This window comes from Mycobacterium sp. ACS1612, assembly GCF_001667505.1.
In the GTDB taxonomy this organism is placed as follows: domain Bacteria; phylum Actinomycetota; class Actinomycetes; order Mycobacteriales; family Mycobacteriaceae; genus Mycobacterium.
In genome coordinates, this window is the sequence record NZ_LZHZ01000035.1 from 88,291 (window position 1) to 107,186 (window position 18,896).

At 66.3% G+C, this 18,896-nt stretch carries 14 protein-coding genes; 5 read left to right on the plus strand and 9 right to left on the minus strand.

All coding sequences use genetic code 11. The features are described 5' to 3' along the window. From A5724_RS15825 to A5724_RS15840, 4 genes are all read right to left on the minus strand, one after another. Complete coding sequence (locus tag A5724_RS15825; protein ID WP_067803465.1) at window positions 1–849, minus strand: hypothetical protein; 849 nt, start codon at window positions 847–849, stop codon at window positions 1–3. Between the two features lie 9 nt (window positions 850–858). Further along, on the minus strand, window positions 859–2,286 hold the full coding sequence (locus A5724_RS15830) for an amidase (RefSeq protein ID WP_067803467.1): 1,428 nt from the start codon (window positions 2,284–2,286) through the stop codon (window positions 859–861). Between the two features lie 81 nt (window positions 2,287–2,367). Further along, a complete protein-coding gene (locus A5724_RS15835) occupies window positions 2,368–2,610 on the minus strand; it encodes a hypothetical protein (protein WP_369830640.1) in 243 nt (80 codons plus the stop codon). Window positions 2,611–2,665: 55 nt separating this feature from the next. Further along, window positions 2,666–3,034: a hypothetical protein gene (locus A5724_RS15840; protein WP_067803470.1), complete on the minus strand. Its 369-nt coding sequence runs from the start codon at window positions 3,032–3,034 to the stop codon at window positions 2,666–2,668. A gap of 59 nt (window positions 3,035–3,093) precedes the next feature. Between A5724_RS15840 and A5724_RS15845 the strand changes: the two genes are divergently transcribed. Beyond that, window positions 3,094–4,725 (plus strand): fatty acid--CoA ligase, encoded by a 1,632-nt coding sequence (locus tag A5724_RS15845; protein ID WP_067803858.1) that lies wholly within the window; start codon window positions 3,094–3,096, stop codon window positions 4,723–4,725. Here the strand turns inward: A5724_RS15845 and A5724_RS15850 are convergent. Next, the gene (locus A5724_RS15850; protein ID WP_067803472.1) at window positions 4,683–5,579 is read right to left on the minus strand and encodes an oxygenase MpaB family protein; all 897 of its coding nucleotides are present in this window, start codon (window positions 5,577–5,579) and stop codon (window positions 4,683–4,685) included. The genes A5724_RS15845 and A5724_RS15850 overlap by 43 nt on opposite strands. 103 nt (window positions 5,580–5,682) lie before the next feature. Between A5724_RS15850 and A5724_RS15855 the strand changes: the two genes are divergently transcribed. Then, window positions 5,683–6,198 carry a hypothetical protein gene (locus A5724_RS15855; RefSeq protein WP_067803861.1) on the plus strand — a complete coding sequence of 172 codons (516 nt, stop codon included), beginning with the start codon at window positions 5,683–5,685 and terminating at the stop codon, window positions 6,196–6,198. Here the strand turns inward: A5724_RS15855 and A5724_RS15860 are convergent. After that, on the minus strand, window positions 6,195–6,587 hold the full coding sequence (locus tag A5724_RS15860) for a hypothetical protein (RefSeq protein WP_067803474.1): 393 nt from the start codon (window positions 6,585–6,587) through the stop codon (window positions 6,195–6,197). The two genes, A5724_RS15855 and A5724_RS15860, sit on opposite strands and share 4 nt — an antisense overlap. 320 nt (window positions 6,588–6,907) lie before the next feature. On the opposite strand from A5724_RS15860, the gene A5724_RS15865 reads away from it, so the two are divergent. Then, complete coding sequence (locus A5724_RS15865; RefSeq protein WP_067803477.1) at window positions 6,908–7,201, plus strand: DUF1330 domain-containing protein; 294 nt, start codon at window positions 6,908–6,910, stop codon at window positions 7,199–7,201. Here A5724_RS15865 and yaaA read toward each other — a convergent pair. The 3 genes from yaaA to A5724_RS15880 form a co-directional block, all read right to left on the minus strand. After that, window positions 7,188–7,934, minus strand: coding sequence for a peroxide stress protein YaaA (gene yaaA, locus A5724_RS15870; RefSeq protein WP_067803479.1), 747 nt, complete (start codon window positions 7,932–7,934; stop codon window positions 7,188–7,190). The two genes, A5724_RS15865 and yaaA, sit on opposite strands and share 14 nt — an antisense overlap. 26 nt (window positions 7,935–7,960) lie before the next feature. After that, window positions 7,961–8,632, minus strand: coding sequence for a glycoside hydrolase (locus A5724_RS34615; protein ID WP_067803482.1), 672 nt, complete (start codon window positions 8,630–8,632; stop codon window positions 7,961–7,963). A gap of 528 nt (window positions 8,633–9,160) precedes the next feature. Beyond that, on the minus strand, window positions 9,161–10,297 hold the full coding sequence (locus A5724_RS15880; protein WP_067803864.1) for an alkaline phosphatase family protein: 1,137 nt from the start codon (window positions 10,295–10,297) through the stop codon (window positions 9,161–9,163). Between the two features lie 16 nt (window positions 10,298–10,313). On the opposite strand from A5724_RS15880, the gene A5724_RS15885 reads away from it, so the two are divergent. Then, window positions 10,314–10,523, plus strand: coding sequence for a hypothetical protein (locus A5724_RS15885; protein WP_067803485.1), 210 nt, complete (start codon window positions 10,314–10,316; stop codon window positions 10,521–10,523). Window positions 10,524–10,564: 41 nt separating this feature from the next. Beyond that, window positions 10,565–18,874 (plus strand): BTAD domain-containing putative transcriptional regulator, encoded by an 8,310-nt coding sequence (locus tag A5724_RS15890; protein WP_067803488.1) that lies wholly within the window; start codon window positions 10,565–10,567, stop codon window positions 18,872–18,874. Window positions 18,875–18,896: the final 22 nt, after the last annotated feature.

Below are 18,896 nucleotides of genomic sequence, written 5' to 3' on the forward strand. Positions count from 1 at the left end.
TCACACCGATCGGAACAGATACGAGCCCACTGTCGTGACCCGATCGCCCAGCCCCTCGTCGTACAACACAGTGCGGACGGCGACGGTGCCGTCGGCGCCGCTCATCGGCTCGCTTTCGACGCGGAACGGGCCGGCCTTGCCCCGGGCCATGAACATCACGTGCGACGAGACGCCCTGAACCCGGTCGGTGCCCGCGAGGGCGGCCGCGGCGTCGGTCGCAGCGGTTTCCAGGATGACGAACTGCGGGCCGATGTGCAGGGCGGCGTCGGGGGAGGCGACCTCGACGGCCAGTTCTGGCAGCGCCCAGCGGCCGTCGGGCCTGCGATGCCCGCCGAACACCTGCCACAGTGGCGGCAGATCGGGGGAGTCGACGACCTCCAGCGGGTTGGCCTCCATCCGCTGGAGCCCCTCGGGCGGGATGCCGATGCTGATGCCCTGGCCCTGGGTCAGGGCCAGCACCCGGTCGGGGTGGTCGGCGTCGACGATCTTCGATCGGCTGTAGCCCATCTGCCGACCGCGTTTGAGTTCCTCGGACACCATCTCGATGCGTCTGACGTCGCGGCCGGGATCGAGGATCTGACAGGAATGGATGACCGGATTGGGCACCGCCTCGAGATCGGACATGTGGCCGCCTTCGGGCGAGGCGATGCCCAACACCGCCAGCAGAAGACCACCCGCACCGTTGCGCATGTCGCGGCGGACGGTGACGGTGTTGTCCTCCGGGCCGAGGTCCATCTGCGCGTAGCTGCGGCCGATGTAGCGGTAGCTCAGCAGCCCGCCCCAGCGCCTGTGCAGTTCCTCCGCGTAGGCCTCGGGGGAATCGGTCAGCTCACGGATGTCGCGCACCATGCCGCGACATTACATACTGGGCCGCCGTTGTAACCATGGCATCGCGGTCTCGAGTTGCGCGGCGAGTTGCAGCAGGATGGTCTCGTCGGGCGCCATCAGCTGGACGCCGATCGGTAGGCCGTCGGCGGTGACGCCCAACGGCAGCGAGATCGCCGCCCAGCCAGTGACATTGGCCAGCGACGTCCAACCGGTGGCGGCGAACTCGACGTCGAAGAACGCCCGCGTCGTACCGCGCGGTTGATCCAGCAGCTTGTACGGCGGCGGCGGTGTCAGCAGCGTGGGCACCAGCAGCACGTCGTATCCGGTCATTCCCGCCACGAACCGGCGCGTCTGCGTGTGCACCGCACCGATCGCCTCCGCGTAGGCCAGGCCGGTCGTCGTGAACCCTTCGCGCACCATGACCCAGGTGCTCGGCTCGAATTCGTCCTCGTGTGGTTCCCGTCCGAGGTGCGCCGTCGCCAGCGCGTGCAATTGCGCGTTGCTGACGTTGTGCAGGACGGCGATCGCGTCGGCGACGGCGTCCGCGTCGATAGTGGGCGCCCCCGGTTCCACGACGTGGCCGAGGTCCTCGAGGGCGGCGCCCGCCCGCTCGACGGCGGCGACGACCTGCGGGTCGGTGGCGGGTCCCGGAAACGGTGACGAGGTCGCCAGCAGGATGCGCGTCACCGGCGGTTGCTGCGTGATCGCTTGCAGGAAAGGCACATTCGGAGTCGGGGCGTTGTACGGGTCGCCGGGGGCAGAGCCGGTGACAGCATCGAGGAGTGCGGCACTGTCACGCACGGTCCTGGTCAACGCATGCTCGTTGACCAGACCCTCCAGGCCGTGGCCCGCGCCCGGTGCGAACGAGGTGCGGGCGCGGCGGGGTTTGAGGCCGACCAGGCCGCAACACGATGCGGGCACCCGGATCGACCCGGTGCCGTCGCCTCCCGATGCCGCTGGCACCACACCCGCCGCCACCGCCGCGGCCGAACCGCCACTGGATCCGCCGGGCGTGATCGACGGCGACCACGGGTTCACCGTCGGGCCGAACAGTGAGGGCTCGGTCGTGCAGTGGTTACCCCATTCCGGGGTATTGGTTTTGCCGAACACCACGAGACCCGCCGCCAGGTACCGATCGACGATCCAGGCCGACTCGGCCGCGACGTGTGTCCGCAGGGCACGGGAGCCCATCGCCTCCGGCGCGCCCGCGAGCGAGGCGCCAAGGTCCTTGAGCAGAAACGGAACTCCCGCGAGTGGACCCGTGGCGGTCAACGTCGCGGCCTGCTGACGGCCGCGATCGAAAAGGTCGGCGATGACGGCGTTCAGGGAGCGGGTGGCCTCGACGCGGAGGATGGCCGCCTCGAGCAGTTCCGTGGCCGTCGATTCGCCGGAGGCCACCAGTTCGGCTTGGCCGACGGCATCGAGGTCGGCGAGCGCGAAAGCATCTGCGGTGTCCATTGGCACGGATCATTCAACGCAGTGCTTCGCACGGCAACTCGAGGCGGCGCCGCCAGGCCGAACCACCTCCTCGGGGTGGGGTCAGAGCACAGGGCGGCGGGGTGATCTACCCATTTCGTAGCCTGCGGGGAAGGACATCTCGATGACCCGGAGCTGGTCGTTGGCTTTGGATTCCAGCTCAAGCACGACGCAGCCGCCACCGAGTACCTTGGATTCCAAAACGATGTAGTGCGCACCGCCACCGTTGACGTCGGTGACATGTTCCCCCGACCGCAGCGCCTCGACGGGCACAAGCTCGGGGGCTTGCAAATGGTGTGGTTCCACCTTGGCCACCGTAGGCGAGTGGACGACGACGGTGGGCGGAATTCGCCCGACCGGCTCAGCCGCCGACCGCGATCGAGTAGCCGACGCCACCCAGCGCCACCGCCACCCCGCACAACAGCAGTGTTGCAATCGCGACGGGCCAGCCGGGTTTGCGCCGATACAACTGGATCACGGTGACCACCAACCCGGCCACGCCGATGCCGAAGGCCGCCAGCAACGCCGTGCCTACGGCGGTGACAGCACCGTCGATGCTGCAGGTTTCCGGCGGGCAGTGGTCCAGGAATGCGAGCAGCAACAACCCCATGACCGCCGCGGTCGCCCCGAACACGACCGTGAGAACTCCGACGACGATCGAAATGGACAAGTCGGCGGCGGAAATCGGCGGCTTCGACGCCGGTGGCGGCGGATGACCGGGATACGCCATGTCACGGATGCTAATGGGTACTGCCTGCCATGATGGGGCAGACGACCATTGGGGTGGACATGCAGAGCACGATGCAGGATTTCCCGCTGACAGTGACCGGCATTCTTCGGCACGGCACGGGCTGGCACTCGAACCGACGCGTCATCACCGCCACCGGTGACGGGTACCGCGACGCCAGCTACGGCGAGTTCGGAACGCGGGTGGCGCAACTCGCACACGGCCTGCGGCAACTCGGCGTCGCTGACGGGGATCGCGTCGCGACGTTCATGTGGAACAACCAGGAACACCTCGAAACCTACTTCGCGGCACCGTGCATGGGCGCGGTGCTGCACACACTGAACATCCGGTTGGCAGGCGAGCAGATCGCCTTCATCGCCAACCAGGCAGAAGACCGCGTCGTGGTGGTGAACATGTCGCTGGCGCCGCTACTTGCCGATGTGCTGCCACAGCTGACCTCGGTTCAGACCGTGATCGCGGTCGGCGAAGGCGACCTGGCGTCGCTCATTGCGTCGGGGAAGGACGTGATCCGCTACGACGATCTGCTCGACGGCCAGCCACTGGAGTTCGACTGGCCCGATCTCGACGAAAGATGCGCCGCCGCAATGTGTTACACGAGCGGCACGACCGGAAATCCGAAGGGTGTGGTGTACAGCCACCGCTCCAGTTACCTGCATTCGATGTCGGTGTGCACCGCCAACGGCCTCGGCCTGAGCGACGGCGACCGCGTCCTTCCGGTCGTGCCGATGTTCCACGCGAATGCGTGGGGTCAGCCGTATGCGGCGGTGATGGCCGGGGCCGACCTGCTGCTACCGGACCGCTTCCTGCAGGCCGAACCGTTGGTCGACATGATCGAACAGCGGCGCCCGACCGTAGCCGCCGCGGTGCCGACCATCTGGAACGATGTGCTGCAATACCTGCAAGCCAATCCCGGCCGCGACATCTCGTCGCTGCGGATCGTGGCCTGCGGCGGTTCGGCTGTCCCCGTTGGGTTGATGAAGGAATACGAGCAGTCCTACGGCGTCCACATCCGGCAGGCCTGGGGCATGACGGAGACCTCGCCGCTGGCGGCGATCGCGACACCGCCGCCGGAGGCCGACGAGGCGGACCACTGGGCCCTGCGCGCCACCGCGGGCCGGGTGATCAGCGGAGTCGACGTCCGACTCGTCGACGATGCCGGATGCGTGCTACCCAACGACGGTAAGGCCGTGGGCGAGATCGAGATTCGCGGACCGTGGATCACCGGTTCGTACTATCAGAATGCCGATCCCGCCAAGTTCGACGACGGCTGGCTTCGCACCGGGGACGTCGGCCGCATCGATCCGCAGGGTTTCATCACGCTGACCGATCGCGCCAAGGACGTCATCAAGTCGGGCGGCGAGTGGATTTCGTCGGTCGAATTGGAACTGCTGCTGATGGACCATCCCGCGGTGCTGGAGGCGGCGGTGGTGGCGGTGCCCGACGACCGGTGGCAGGAACGACCGTTGGCGGCGGTGGTGGTCAAACAGGATGCTGTGATCACCGCGCCTGAATTGCGAAAGCATCTGTGCGACAGGGTGGCTCGGTTCTGGCTGCCCGAGCGCTGGACGTTCATCGACGAAGTGCCGAAGACCAGCGTCGGCAAGTTCGACAAGAAGGTGATCAGGGCCCGCTACGCCGACGGCGGTTTCGACGTTGTCGAGTGTCGGGACTGAACGGTAGTCATCGCCCATCGGATACCGCCGACCACGAGACGCCCGGCCGTCCGGATGACTGTGGCCTCGATCGGTGGGAAGTACGGCAGCAGCAACGGCATCCTGGCCCAACTCGGCAGCGTCGACACCGACGTGGCGGCCAGCAGACCGTAGGGCGCGCGCGCCGCCAGCGGCAGCGGGGGAGTCAGCAGCAAAAAACGGGCCGCGTCGCGCGCCGCGGGCGTGCCTTCGAGTTCTGGGCGGTACGCCTCGATCCGGTCATGTAAGTCGGATTCCGTCAGCGGCGGATCGGGCACGCCGAGCGCCCTTGCCACACAGGCGGTGTCGGCGACGTACCCGTCGCGGCCGTCCTGGTCGAGCGGTTGCGCACCGTAGAGCCGGTGGGCGAGCAGGAAGCTGTCGACCTCGGCGATGTGGACCCATTCGAGTAGGTGCGGATCCGACGCCCGGTACCGCCTGCCGTCCGGGGCAGTGCCGCGCACGCGTTGGTGGATGCCGCGCACCTTGTCGACGGCGCGTTGCGCATCGTCTGCGGGCCCGAAGGTGGTGACCGCGAGGAAGGTGCTGGTGCGCTGCAGCCGGCCCCACGGGTCGCCGCGGTAATCGGAGTGCTCGGCAACGCCCGCCATCGCCAGGGGATGCAGCGACTGCAGCAGCAGAGCGCGAAGGCCGCCGACGAACATCGACGCGTCGGCGTGCACTCTGCGGATCGGGCGGTCCTCTCCGAACCAGCGTGGGCCCGGTGTCTCGTGAATGCGCGCGCGGTTAGCGGGACCGTCGGGTCCCGCCACCATGCCGAACAGGCTGCGCCCCAGAGACTGGCGCACCGCGCCGAGATCTGGCAACACCGTCATGGCATCGACGGTACGCGAACGGATCTGCCGTTTCGGCCTTCGAACGGGGCGTCAATTATTAGTGTCGAGGCACGCAGGCACCGACGAACGGCAGGTAGCAACGATGCGGCAGCGCGTTCTGAACACCGTGGCAGCGATGGTCGTGGCGATGCCCGCGATCCTTGCGGTGGGTAGCCCGGCCGCGAATGCCGACGGACCCACCGGGGGCGCGACGGGCGGCGGCGGAACCTTCCTGGCGTTCACGCAGATCTTGCGGCGGTGCGACTTCAGCGGCAACACCCACGTCGGGCCGACCGGGTATGCGGGACCAACCGCAACCGTGCGGCGGGTGGGTGGCGAAGTGGTCGCCGACGTGCAGGTGGTCAGGGCGATCCCGGGCACCGTCTACGTCGTGGGCTTGGTGCAGATGCCTCACTCGTCGGCCGTCGGCTGCAACCCCGGCGATCCCGGCGTGATCTCCGGTGTGCTCACCGCCGACGGATTGGGCAGCGGCAGCGTGACCATCAGGGGACCGGTCGCGTCCGACACCACGGGTGCGTGGATGTACCTCAGTCGGCCGGGTTATCTGTCCCAGACCCCGGACGAGTTCTACACCTCCGACTTCGTGGCGAAACTCTAGGGCCACCGGTATTCGAGCATCGGTTCCTCTTTGAGCAGTGCGCCACCCGCGGTGACGCGCAGTTCGGTCGGCGACACGGAGTAGGTCACGCTGGCGTGCCGCGCGACGAACCGGTGCGGTTCGGTATTGCGGGCCGCCGTGGTGAGCACCGCGTCGTCACTGAGCCGAACGCCGCGGCACCCGTATCGACCACTTTCGTCGCCGCAGATCACCACCAGTGACCCGGACGTCCTGCCGATCGCGACGGCGGTCTGGGCGCCGTCGCACCGAGCGGGGGAGTTGAGGAATCCTCTCGCGTCAGTCGCGAATGGCACGGGCGGCGCCGGACGACCGCGGGCGGCGTCGACGGCCTGGCGATCGAACGGGGAACAGATTCGTGAGTGGCCCACTTGACCACCGTGCCCACCGAAACGATCAGTGCCGCAAGCAGTGCCGCCGACCCACCCAGCGCCAGCCGTTTGCGCAACACCAGTTGTCGGGGCGAAGGCGGTTTCCGGTGCCGGCCGCGGGTTACGAAGATCGCGTCAGATACCCCGAGCTGGTGACCAAGGTCGCTCCCGTCATGCAACATCGTGCACTGTGTGTGCGGACATTCTGCACGACACCGCCGCTGTGGAAAATCGGCGGCTGGTGACGCGAATCTTGTTGCAACACGGACAATTTGCTAGCTACGCATTGACGCTCGCGACAGTAACAATAAGGTGGCCGGGTGACCGTCTTCGCCATCGCACAACTGAAGTTCACCGACCGCGACTCCTACAACCGCTACCAGGCGGCGTTCATGGATGTGTTCTCCCGGTACTCGGGCACGCTCTTGGCCGCCGACGAGGCGCCGCAGGTGATCGAAGGCGAGTGGGACCGCGACAAGGTGGTGTTGATGAGCTTTCCTGACGAACAAGCGTTTCGGGATTGGGCCCAATCGCCTGACTATCAACGCATTTCAGAAGACAGACGGGCAGGCGCCGAGACGGTGGTGCTGCTGGTGCAAGCTATCCGGGGATGACCACGGTGAGCTCGTTGCCTTGACGCTCGACCTGCATGCCTGCCCGCCGCGCCACACTTGCCACCTGCGCCGCATCGCCCGGCTCCGTGCGAGTGGTAGCCAGCACCCTGGCCAGCCGACCCTTGTGCGCCTTGTTGAAGTGACTCACCACGGTGCGCTGACCATCGGAGCGCTCGGCCACCACGTCCACCTTGACGGCGTCTGGCAACCGTCCCAGCGCGGCGTAGGAACCAGAACGGAGATCGACGACCAACTCCTGCGACGCGATCTCCTTCAGCACGGGTTCCAGCAGCGGCCGCCATCGCGACGCCAGCGTCGACTGGCCGGGCAGCTTCGAGGTCGCGGAAAGCCGGTAGGCGGGCACCGGATCATCGGCCCGCAGCATGCCGAACAGTGCGGAGCCGACCGCGAGTCGGCCGCGGGCGCGCGCGGCGGATGCGCCGCGCAGCGAGCCGATGTCCAGGACGTCGTAGAGCACCCCGGTGTAGCGGTCGATCGCAGGCAACGTCGCCGCAGTGCGCAGATTTGCGTTGCGCTCGATCTCGGCACTTTGGGACGCGGAGATGGAAAGCGCCTTGCGGGAGGCGTCGTGGTCGTCGGCGAGCGCGACGAGTTCGTCGATCAGCGACGCACGCAACGGCTCGAGCTTCGGGTAGCTGAGCGCATCCAACCTCAGGGGCGGACCCTCACCCCCGGCGCGCTTGGTTTCCGACGGCGGCAGCAGCACGATCACGATCGAGACGCTAGCCGAGCCGCGGATCAGGCAGACGGAGGGACGTCCCCGGGCGGTGGGGGCGGCGCGAACGGATCCGCGGGCAGCGGTGGCGGAGCCGCCTCAGGCGCCGGGGCAGGCGGGGGCGCGAACGGGTCGGCGGGCAACGGTGGTGGAGCCACCTCAGGGGCTGGGGCAGGTGGAGCCACCTCCGGCGGCGCGGCCTCGCCCGCCATCATCACCACCGGCGCCTCCGGTGCGGGCGGTGGCGCCATCTCCGGCGGCGGCGGCGCGAACGGCATCATCGGGTCCGGCGCGGGCATCGCATCGGGGGCAGGCCCCTGGTCGACCGCGATCGGCAAGAACATGTGGTGGGTGAACTGCCGCTGGAACGCGCCGCCGCCACCGACCCGCACGCCGCCGCCCTCACCGGAAGAGACCGGGGTGCCGTCGGGCAGCGTCGCGGCGGTGTGACCACCGTTCCAACCGACGTTCAGGGCGCCTGGCTGCGTCCCGTACTGGAAGCCACGGGCGAGTAGCGCCCGTTCGATGTTGCCGGTGTTGAACCGATCGCCGTAGATCGGCCGGCCGGTTGCTGCGTTAGTGACCCACGAAACCAGGCCCGAGCAGTCCGTGCCACGGGGCGAGTCGCCGCCCGAGATGTACGGCGTGCCCGCAACCGAATTCACGAGCGTCAAAAGCGTTACGGTAGCAAACATGCGGCCGGACGCTACTAGAGGGTTTTGTAACGGGCCAAAATCTGTGACACCCTTCACAACTCGTGGCTTCGACGGCTCAGTTCACGAAATGTTATGAGCTGCCGAATAATTCAATACGGCACTGCTGCTTCAGATTTCGCGGATACCCGCTGGTAGTTATGGGTAATTTCGTGCGCAATCACAGACGCGCGATGGCGATTAGATATGGAAGCGTGGCGAGTTCGGAGCTCATACAGGACTTTTGACGTCCACGAAAAGGCCACCGACAAGTGGCGGGTATCACAGTTTGCGTGCCGGAAACGTGTCGTGCGCCACACCGGACTGGTGGTGAAGATCCGCGCTGGGTGGCCTCTTCGGTACCGCGGGTACCGGCCCTCACCTTGGTACTTCCTGAGTAGTGACCGGAAAATGGCTGAAAATTCAGGTGTTTACTCAGTTGTGGCGGCACTGGTTCGTCAATATTGCTTTACAGCAACATAATTCGTGGTAAGTGTATCCGAATGTACTGTGTTTCAAGGCTTTCCGCTGTCATCCATACGCAAGGAGCAGAGGGATCTGCTGCTCGGCGGACGTCAGCGAGCCGTGTTGACCGATCAGGGCCGACAACAGCGGTTCAACCGTGCGTCGCATCAAACCCGTTGTGCCACGGGCCGCGGTGACCACATCCCCGATGCGAAACCGGGCATCGTCGCTGACCCGCTCGCCGAACCAGCCCGCCGCGATCGCTTCGTCCCGGGACGCCACCCAGGCGTGCTGCGACAAGGATTCCCGCCACGTGGCCAGCACCGAGTCGAGGGCGCCGTCGGCGACATAGACGTGTCTGGCGCGCGGCTCGCCGCCGATGGCCTCGACCCCGTCCAGCAACGACTCGGAGGCATCAATATCCACCGTCTGCGCCGCGTCGACTGCGACCATGCCGTGATCGGCCACCACCGCGAGCAAGCTGCCTGGCGGCAGGCCATCGACGATCGACTCCACCAACCGGTCCACCTGCCGCAACTGCATCCGCCACGCGGGCGAACCGGGCCCGTAGATGTGCCCAACCATGTCGAGGTCGGCGTGATACCCGTAGCAGAACCCGCCGTCGGCAAGCGCCGATTGCACACCGGCCGCCAGGTCGCCCATCGCGTGAACGCCGACGTAGCGCGCGCCGCGCAATACCGCGCGCGTCAATCCGGAGTCGCTGAACTGCGCACCGGAGACAACGCTGACCGCCATACCGGTCGCTGCTGCCCTCTCGAAAGTGGTGGGCGAAGGTTGCACCTGTTCCGGCACCATGGTGTCGCGCAAGTCGCCGCCCCACGGGTGCGGCCGCCATCCGAGCGCGTTGACCACCTCGGCGCCGGGAAGCCGGAACGACAGGCCGACCATGCCGTGTTCGCCTGAGCGGCAGCCGGTGCCGACCGCGGCCAGACCTGCCACCGTGGTCGACGGGAAGCCAACCTGCAAGGTGCCGGTGCGCAGTGCGGCCAACACCGGCGCCTCGTCGGCGTGAGCGTCGAGAAGCTCCGCGCCGAGTCCGTCCACCAACAACACGCACGCGCTGGTGATCTGGTCGGACAGCGGGATCGGCCCATCGAAGCCGGCGGCGCCCATCGCCGACAGCACGGAGGGCACCACGTCGGCGAGGTGCGGAAGGTCGTGATCGGGCGTCGGCAGGTCCACAGCGCGAGCCTGCCACATGGGTGGCTACATCATCGTGTCCACATTCGGGGCCAACTCGTCGGGCAGTAGGTCGGTGGTCCAGACGAAACGGGTGCCGCCGGGGCGCAGCACCGTTGTAGTGGTGAAACTGCTGGCCGCTCGCCCGCGCGACCGTGCCCCTGGCGAAGGTGACGATGCGCGCGGCAGCGGCCCACCGAACCTTTACTCGGCCTTGACCGGCCGTTGAATCGGGTCTTTGACGATGCCGAGGTGAGTAACCTTCAAACGGTGGAGCTGGGGGTTTTAGGGCCTCTACAAGTCCGGCAGTACGGCCTGCCGGTCGGCATTCCTGGCGCCAAACCCCGGGCCATCCTCACGATGCTTGGGTTGCACGGCGGCTCTGTAGTTCCCGCCGGCACCCTGGTGGAGCTTCTGTGGGGGACCGATCCGCCCCGCACCGCAGCGAAGGCGTTGCAGACACATATCTCGGCGCTGCGGCGCACGTTGGGTGACGGCTTCGTGCTGACGGAGGGCGCCGGCTGGACCTTGAGCACCACCGAGATCGATGCATCACGCTACAAGTCGGCGGTCAAATCAGGCCGCGAAGCGGTCGCCGCCGGCGATATCAGCCGTGCCGTTGAACGATTCGACCAAGCGCTGGCGCTATGGCGGGGAGTCCCCGAACTGCCGGACGGGCCGCGCGGCGGGTCCGAGAAGACGAGGTGGATCGAAGGCCATGCCGCGCTGGTCGAGGATCGAGCCGACGCGCTACTGGCGACCGGCCGCGCCGCAGAGATCATCGGCGAATTGGAGGCCGCGGTCGCCGACGCCCCGCTGCGCGAAAGGCGTTGGGGCCAGCTGATGCTCGCGCTCTACCGCGCCGGTAGACAGGGTGAAGCGCTCGGCGCATACCAGCGGGCGCGGGCGCTACTGGCCGACGAGCTCGGCGTCGACCCCGGACCGGAGTTGCGCCGGCTGGAAGCCGCCATCGTCGCTCAGGACGATGCATTGGAAACACCTGTGTCTCAGCAGCTCTCTGTGGTGACGCGCGCAGTGACCTTCCTCCTCACCGACATCGAGGGGTCGACGGCAGCGTGGGAGGCAGACGCCGACGCGATGGCGGTGGCACTGGCCAGACACGACGAGATCGTGGGGCAGGTCGTCACCGCGCGCGGTGGGCGACTGGTCAAGACCCGCGGTGAAGGAGACGCGACGTTCTCGGTGTTCGATCGGCCGTCAGCAGCCGCCGCGGCGGCCATCGAACTGCAGAACGCGATCCACAACGAACCGTGGGCGCTGGCCGACCCCATGCGCATTCGCGCCGCGCTGCACACCGGCGAGGTCGAGTTGCGCGACGGTGACTACTTCGGTCGGGCGGTCAACCGCGCGGCCCGGCTTCGGTCACTGGCGGCCGGCGGTCAGATTTTGTGCTCGGGCGCGACAGCCGAACTCGTCATCGACTCGCTTGCCGACGATGTCGTATTGGCCGATCTCGGTACGCGCCAATTACGCAATCTCTCGCGACCGGAACATGTCTTCGAACTCCGGTTGGCGATCGACGACGAATCCCGCGCTGTCGCAACCGATACTCCGATGGCGCGCCCACCGCTGCCCGCCGTGCTCGCCGCACCGGGTCCGTTTGTCGGCCGTGGCCGGGAACTCGAACTCCTGCTGTCGACATGGCAAACCACGTTGGCCGCGGGCGCGCACGCCGTGTTGATCGCCGGCGAACCGGGCGTCGGAAAGACACGCCTGGCCGGCGAATGGTCCCGATTGGCCTACAACCAAAACGCCGTGGTGCTGTACGGGCGCTGCGACGAGGATCTCGGTGCGCCGTACCAACCGTTCGCCGAAGCGCTACGTTCCCTCGTGCCGTGCGTCGGCGCCGACCGGCTTAGGCAACTGCGCGGTGTCGAAGCACTTCTTCCGCTGGTGCCCGGATTGACCGACGTGCTACCGGATCTCGCTGCGCGGCCGCGCGCGGACCCGGATACCGAACGCTACGCATTGTTCGATGCTGTCGTCGCGCTGCTCGGTGTCGCGTCGACGTGCGCGCCCGTCGTCCTGATCCTCGACGACCTGCACTGGGCGGCCAAGCCCACCCTGCTGCTGCTGCGTCACCTCCTGCGGTTCGGTGAACAGGCCCGCGTGCAGATCGTCGGCACATATCGCAGCACGGACCTCGACCGGTCACACCCGCTGGCGGCGATGCTGGCCGATCTTCACCGCGACGGTTCAGACGACCGCCTCCACCTGCGTGGGCTCGACGAAGAAGATGTCAGTGCCTACGTCGCCGAGGCGGGCTACGACGACGAGGAACTGGCCAGGGCCTTGGCGTCGGTCACCGGCGGCAATCCGTTCTTCCTGATTGAAGCACTGCGTCACGTAGCTGAAAGCGGCGGCCGCTGGGACCCGGACACGCTGCCGCAGGGGGTTCGAGAAGCGGTGAGCCGCAGGCTTTCTCGGCTCTCCGCGGAGACCAACAAGGCCCTTGCCGCGGCGGCGGTGGTGGGCAGCCGGTTCGCGCTGGATTTGGTGGAGCAGGTAATCGGTGACGACCTCGTCGACGCGTTCGACGAGGCGTACAAGGCGGGCATAGTCGTCGAAGAGCCCGGCGGTTGCTACCGGTTCAACCACGCGATAGTCCGCCAGTCACTGTTGGCCGAGCTCGCTTCGGTGCGCCGGATGCGGTTGCATCAACGCATCGCCGCGACGCTGGAGGCGACCGCAGGCGAAGAACACGAACTGCTGGCCGAGCTTGCCTACCACTACTTCGAATGCGCATGGGCCGGTAACGCGGCCAAGGCCGTCGAATACTGCAGGCGCGCAGCCGACCAGGCGATGGCCCGGTTGGCATACGAGGGCGCGGCCGAACTCTACGACCGTGCGCTGCATGCGCTCGAGGAACTCGACGACGAGTTGCCCGACCGTGACGATGTGCAAGCCGAACTGTTGGTCGCGCGCTGTGAAGCGTTGCTGGCCGCCGGTGACGTCACGTCGGCCGTCGGTGCGGTGTCGCAATTGCAAAGCACCACAAGAGATTCGCCGCGCCTCGCCGCATGGGGTGCATGCTTCGACGGTCAGCTGTCGATGCTGACCCGTCCCGAACGCCTGGACGAGATCGAATCAGCACTCGCTGTGGCGGCTGAAGAGTTCGCGGCACTAGAGGACGCTGCGGGGGAGGCCACGGCCCATACCGTGCGGGCCGGATGCCTGGCCCGCCTCGGACGAATCGCCGACTGTGAAATGGCGCTGGACCACGCGCTCACCGCCGCGCGCCGTGCACGTGAACATCGGCGAGTCAACGCGGTGCTGGCGAATGCGCCACTGGCCGCGCTATGGGGTCCCAATCCGGTGCCCCGTGCGGGCGGACGGTGCCTCGATGTGGTGCGCCTGCTGCGTATCACGACAGGATCCCCCGTGGTGGAGGCGACATCGACGAGGTGTCAAGGTGTGCTGGACGCTTTTCGCGGACGCGCCGCGGCGGGGCGCAGCCTGATCGAGAGCGCCAGACGTACGCTCACCGAGCTGGGCTTGCGGCATGCCCTCCTGGAAGTGGATCATTTCGCAGGCATCGTCGAGTTGGTCGCCGACGATCCTGCCGCCGCCGAGCCGTATCTGCGGCGGGCCTGTCTCGGTTTCCGGCGGATGGGCATCGACACCGATACGGCCGAGACGGCCGCATTGCTGGCCCGCGCTTGTCTGGCCATGGACAGGAACGTCGAAGCCGACGAATTGTGCGCGGAGAGTGAGCGTCTCGCGGGTCACGCGTTGCGGGCTTCGATCGCATGGCGCACTGTTCGAGCACAGCTGTTGGCGCGCAGCGGCGCACACGACGAAGCGAAGCGGGTGGCGCAGGAGGCTGTCGCGATCGCGGGGCGGACGGATGCGTTGGTCGACCACGGTGATGCATGCCTCGCGCTGGCGACGGTGCTGCATGCCGCCGGGGATTCGGCAGGCGCGCGGGCCGCCGCCGAGCAGGCGTCGGGGTTGTACGAGCGCAAAGGTGCTGCGGCGCTGCTGGAAAAGGCGCGAACGCTCCTGGGTGCACGTGCCGGCGCACCTGACCTGGCGCCGGATGAACCGTGCGACGTCCAAGCCGTCAATGCGTGCGTACGAGCAGGCAATCGGCTGATCGATGCCGTCAATCGCCAGGCGTGGGATGAGGTCGAGGAATTGCTTGCCCCACGGGTATCTGTCGAAAGCCGCCGCAGGATCGTAGGATTCCCGCAGACCGATGTTCCGTCCAGCCGGTGGCCGCAAGATATGCGAGGTTTCCTCGACACCGGTATGGTGCACTACCACCACACCACCGTCGCTATGCGCGGCGAACGCCTAGCGCTCACGCGGCTGGGGATAAGCACTGCGGATCTGAGTTCTGGTGCACCGCAGGATGAGATGCTCCATGTAGCAGGCCTGGACGGGAACGGCCGAATCGCGATGCAGGTGTGGTTCGACGTCGAGGACATGGATGCGGCGGTCGCGGAGCTGGACGCCGCACACGCCCGGTCCGAACGGCGGAATTCGCTCGCGAATCCCGCCAGCCGGGCCGACGCGCGGTTGAACGCGCTCTTCGCCGACAGGCAGTGGGATGAGATCGGAGAATTGTTCACCGACGACATCTGCGTCGAAGACCGGCGTCGAGGAGTTCGGCGAGTCGGCACGGGCCGAGCCAAGATGATGGCGGAGGTGCGGGCGACCGCTGACGTCGGGGCGGCAACGATGACCTCTGAGGTCATTGCCGTCCGCGGCGAGCGACTCGCCCTGGTTCGCACCGTCTACCGAGGCCGAGACACACGACCCGATGCGTTCTACGGCGAACTGCTGCGCATCACTGAAATCGACGCCGATGACCGGATCGCCGCATTCATCGCCTTCGACCTTGATGAGATCGACACTGCCTTAGAGGAACTCAATGCTCGCTTCCTCGCTGGCGAGGCCGCACCGTACGCAGACGTCTGGCAAGAATTCGTTGCTGTGGGCCGCGTCCTGAACCGCCACCAGCCCGGGGTGATGGCGGAGAAAATATCTGAGTTCGTCGACCATCGACGAATCCCGTTCGCACCGGACGACATCGGGCATGTCACCGACAAACTCTGGGCGCTCCTGCCCGACGCGCGTTATCGGATCGCGGCGGTGCACGCGCTCGATGCGCACGGTGCCGTCATCAACCTCGTCATCGAGGGCAACGGCGCACAGGGCAACCAGATGCTCTGGTCCGCCACAGATGTCGTCACGTTCGAGGCCGGGCGAACACGGTTGGAGGTGTTCGATGAGGACGACCTCGACGCCGCGCTCGCGCGTTTCGAAGAACTGCGCCCGCAGCAGCGGCGGATCGACAACGCGGCCGGCAGAGTGGTGGAACGCTACCTGGCGCACTTTGCATCCCGCGACTGGGATGCGATACGAGGCGTGCTGTCCGAGGACTTCGTGGCCGATGATCGCCGACGCATCGTCAACGGAGTCCGGCACGGGAGGGATGCCGAAATCGCCAACGAGCGAGTCAGCGCCGAACTCGGGTGCACAGAAGTTCTCTCGACCATCATTGCGACGCGTGGGGAACACCTGGTGCTGGAGCACCACGCTTTCGTCGTCCACGACCGCTCCGCTCCAGTTGTCGGTGATGCGCTCGACGTTGTCGAGATCAACGCAGAGAAGAAGATCGTGGCTCTGGTCGTGTTCGACCCCGATGATGTCGAAGCGGCTTTCGAAGAACTCGACGCCCGATTCGTAGCCGGCGAAGCGGCCGCGCATGCGCACACATGGTCGGTCATTCGCGATGGCTGCGCGGCACTCAACCGGCATGAGGCGCCCGCGACGACTGTCGATTTTGTCAGCGTCGACCACCGGAGCGGTATCACGTTCACCGCCGGTGACCTCATCCCGTACATCCATTCCGCGTTTGAGCTAGCGCCGGAGATCGCCATCCACATCGAGGCCGTGCACCACCTGAGTAATGCCGGGGTTGTCGTCACACATGCGGCACGGGGGACTTCACCCGATGATTTCCACGCGGAGTGGCGGGGAGTCACCCTGCTGACCGTCGACGGTGACGCGGTCAACCGCTGCGAGATCTTCGATGAAACAGACCTCGAGTCCGCGCTCGCGCGTCTCCGGGAATTGAGCTCAACCACCTCGCGGCTGGAAAACGCGGCAAGCCGGACGTTCGAGCGCTTCAACGCCTACCTTGCGGTGCGCGACTGGACCGCGATGGCGCAGATGATCACCGATGACATATGTCATGACGACCGGCGTCGCGTGGTCAGCGGCGGACTTCATCGCGGTAGGGACGCCCAGATCGCGAACCTGCGGGCCGTTGTCGAAGTCGGCGTCACGAATCTCGAATCGACTGTCATCGCCACGCGCGGTGAGCGCCTCGCACTCACGCGTAGCAGGGTATCGGGCAGCGCGACGCGCTCGGATGCCTTCAACCTCGAGATGCTCACCCTCATCGAGATCGACGCCAACGCCCATATCACAGCGGGTATCAATTTCGACCTCCAGGACCTCGACGCGGCTTTCGAAGAACTCGACGCTCGATACCTCGCCGGCGAAGCGGCCGCGCACTCGCACACATGGTCGCTCGTGGCACGCACGTTCACGGCGCTCAACAAGCACGAGGTTCCGGCGACGACCCCTGACTGGGTACACATCGATCATCGACCGATCCCGATGTATGAGGTCAGCGATTTGCCTACATACCTGGGCGCCACATGGGATCTCACACCAGAATCCACGACCTACGTCGAAACGGTTCATCGGCTGACCGACTGCGGAGCCGTCGTCACCAATGTGGCGCGGGCGATCTCCAAGGAGGGCTTCGAAGTCGAATGGCGCGAGGTCAGCCTCATCACGTTCGAAGGCGACAAGATCAGCCGGGGCGAGGACTTCGATGAGGCCGACATTGATGCCGCGCTTGCGACGTTCGACGAGCTCACTGCCGCACCACACCTCCTCGGTAACGCGGCGACACAAGCCAGGACGCAGCTAGCGGAGGCCTTCAACCGCCGCGACATGGATCGTTTTCTTTCCCTTCATGATCAAAACGGGCGCTACGACGATCGACGAAAAGGCCTGGGGGACAGTGGAAAAGCCGCGCCAAGGGTGGTGCAGGCGGTGCTCGACGCCCCCAAAGGCTGGCGGATGGAAGTGGAACCAGTCGCCATCAGAGGTTCTGGCATCGGGCTCACGCGCGAGAGGTGGCGTGACACCAGCGAGGACGACCAGCCGATCACCGCCGAGACGTTGATGCTCACAGAGCTTGGCGACGACGGTTTGATCCGCCGCACAGTACTTTTCGATCCGGATGACAACAACGGCGCGATCGCTGAACTCACGGCGCGCTGGCTTGCGTCAGGTGAGGTCGCGCATCCGGCGGTCATTGAGGCAGCCAGCCAAGGCAACGAGGCGTACAACCGTCACGATTGGGATGCGATCGCTGCCATGGAAGCCGATGCTGCCTACGTCAATCATCGGCAACTGACTAGTGAACATCCCGAGACGATCGCTGACCACTGGCGATCGATCCGTGCGCTGACTTCACTGATCCCCGACATGTGGGTGGACCCTGCTGAGATACTCGCGCACTCAGCGACCTGCGTCGTCAGTCATGTCATCGTCAGAGGCACCACCGTCGGGGGCACCGCGATCGAGCTTCCGGCCATCATTCTCATCGTCTTCGACGCAAGCCGTGTTGCTCGGATGGAGGCGTTCGACCTGTCCCAGCGCGATACCGCACTTGGCCGCTTCGCCGAACTCAGTTCCCGCGCGCAAGGACCCGCGAACGCTGCGATCAGGACCTGGACACGAATAGTCGACACGATCAATCGCCGCGATGTAGAGGCTTTCCGCGCCCTCTCGTCGGCTGACGGACAATTGGAGGACCGGCGAAAGGGTTTGCACGCGTCGCATGTGGGGCTAGAACGACGCAGAGCCGCTGAGGCGATGTGCCGAGCGCCGGATTCTTGGCGTCTCGAGGTAGAACCCGTTGCCATCCGAGGGAAGCACCTTGGGCTTACCCGGGAGAGATGGCGGGACATGGGTGAAACGGACCGCCCGGTCACCGTCGAATCCCTTACGCTGACCGAAGTCGCGGAAGACGAATTGGCGCACAACACGGTGATTTTCGATCCGGAGGACATGAACGGGGCGCTCGCTGAACTTACCGCTCGCTGGCTCGCATCACGCGAGGTGACGTATCCGGAAGTCATCGAGGCGCACCTGAAAATACTTCAGCAGCTGAACCGTCACGACTGGCCGGCGTGGCGGGCAAGCATCGCCGGCGCCACGTACCTCAACCACCGTCAACTAGGAGCAGGCGAGACGGTCGATGACTTCAGCACATCAGTCGCCGCGATCGCCTCGCTCATTCCGAACGTCTGGGTGGAGCCCACCGAAATCATCGACTACTCGGCGTCGGGTGTTCTCAGCGACCTACTGGCGAGGGGAACATCGGCCGACGGTACCGACGTCGAGATTCCGATGGTGATGCTCGGGTTGTTCGACGGTGGTCGACTCAGTCACTTCGAGATGTTCGACTCCAACCAACGTGACTTCGCGGTCGCCCGGTTCTGGGAACTCGACCAGTCGACCCGTTGACATGCAGCCGAAGGGCTGCATA

Bases quoted from the DNA above. Each gene is read 5' to 3' on its own strand.
- A5724_RS15830 (WP_067803467.1), bottom strand. From the start codon at position 2,286: ATGGACACCGCAGATGCTTTCGCGCTCGCCGACCTCGATGCCGTCGGC.
- A5724_RS34615 (WP_067803482.1), bottom strand. From the start codon at position 8,632: ATGTTTGCTACCGTAACGCTTTTGACGCTCGTGAATTCGGTTGCGGGC.
- A5724_RS15840 (WP_067803470.1), bottom strand. From the start codon at position 3,034: ATGGCGTATCCCGGTCATCCGCCGCCACCGGCGTCGAAGCCGCCGATT.
- A5724_RS15850 (WP_067803472.1), bottom strand. From the start codon at position 5,579: ATGACGGTGTTGCCAGATCTCGGCGCGGTGCGCCAGTCTCTGGGGCGC.
- A5724_RS15845 (WP_067803858.1), top strand. From the start codon at position 3,094: ATGCAGAGCACGATGCAGGATTTCCCGCTGACAGTGACCGGCATTCTT.
- A5724_RS15885 (WP_067803485.1), top strand. From the start codon at position 10,314: ATGGGTGGCTACATCATCGTGTCCACATTCGGGGCCAACTCGTCGGGC.
- A5724_RS15825 (WP_067803465.1), bottom strand. From the start codon at position 849: ATGGTGCGCGACATCCGTGAGCTGACCGATTCCCCCGAGGCCTACGCG.
- A5724_RS15855 (WP_067803861.1), top strand. From the start codon at position 5,683: ATGCGGCAGCGCGTTCTGAACACCGTGGCAGCGATGGTCGTGGCGATG.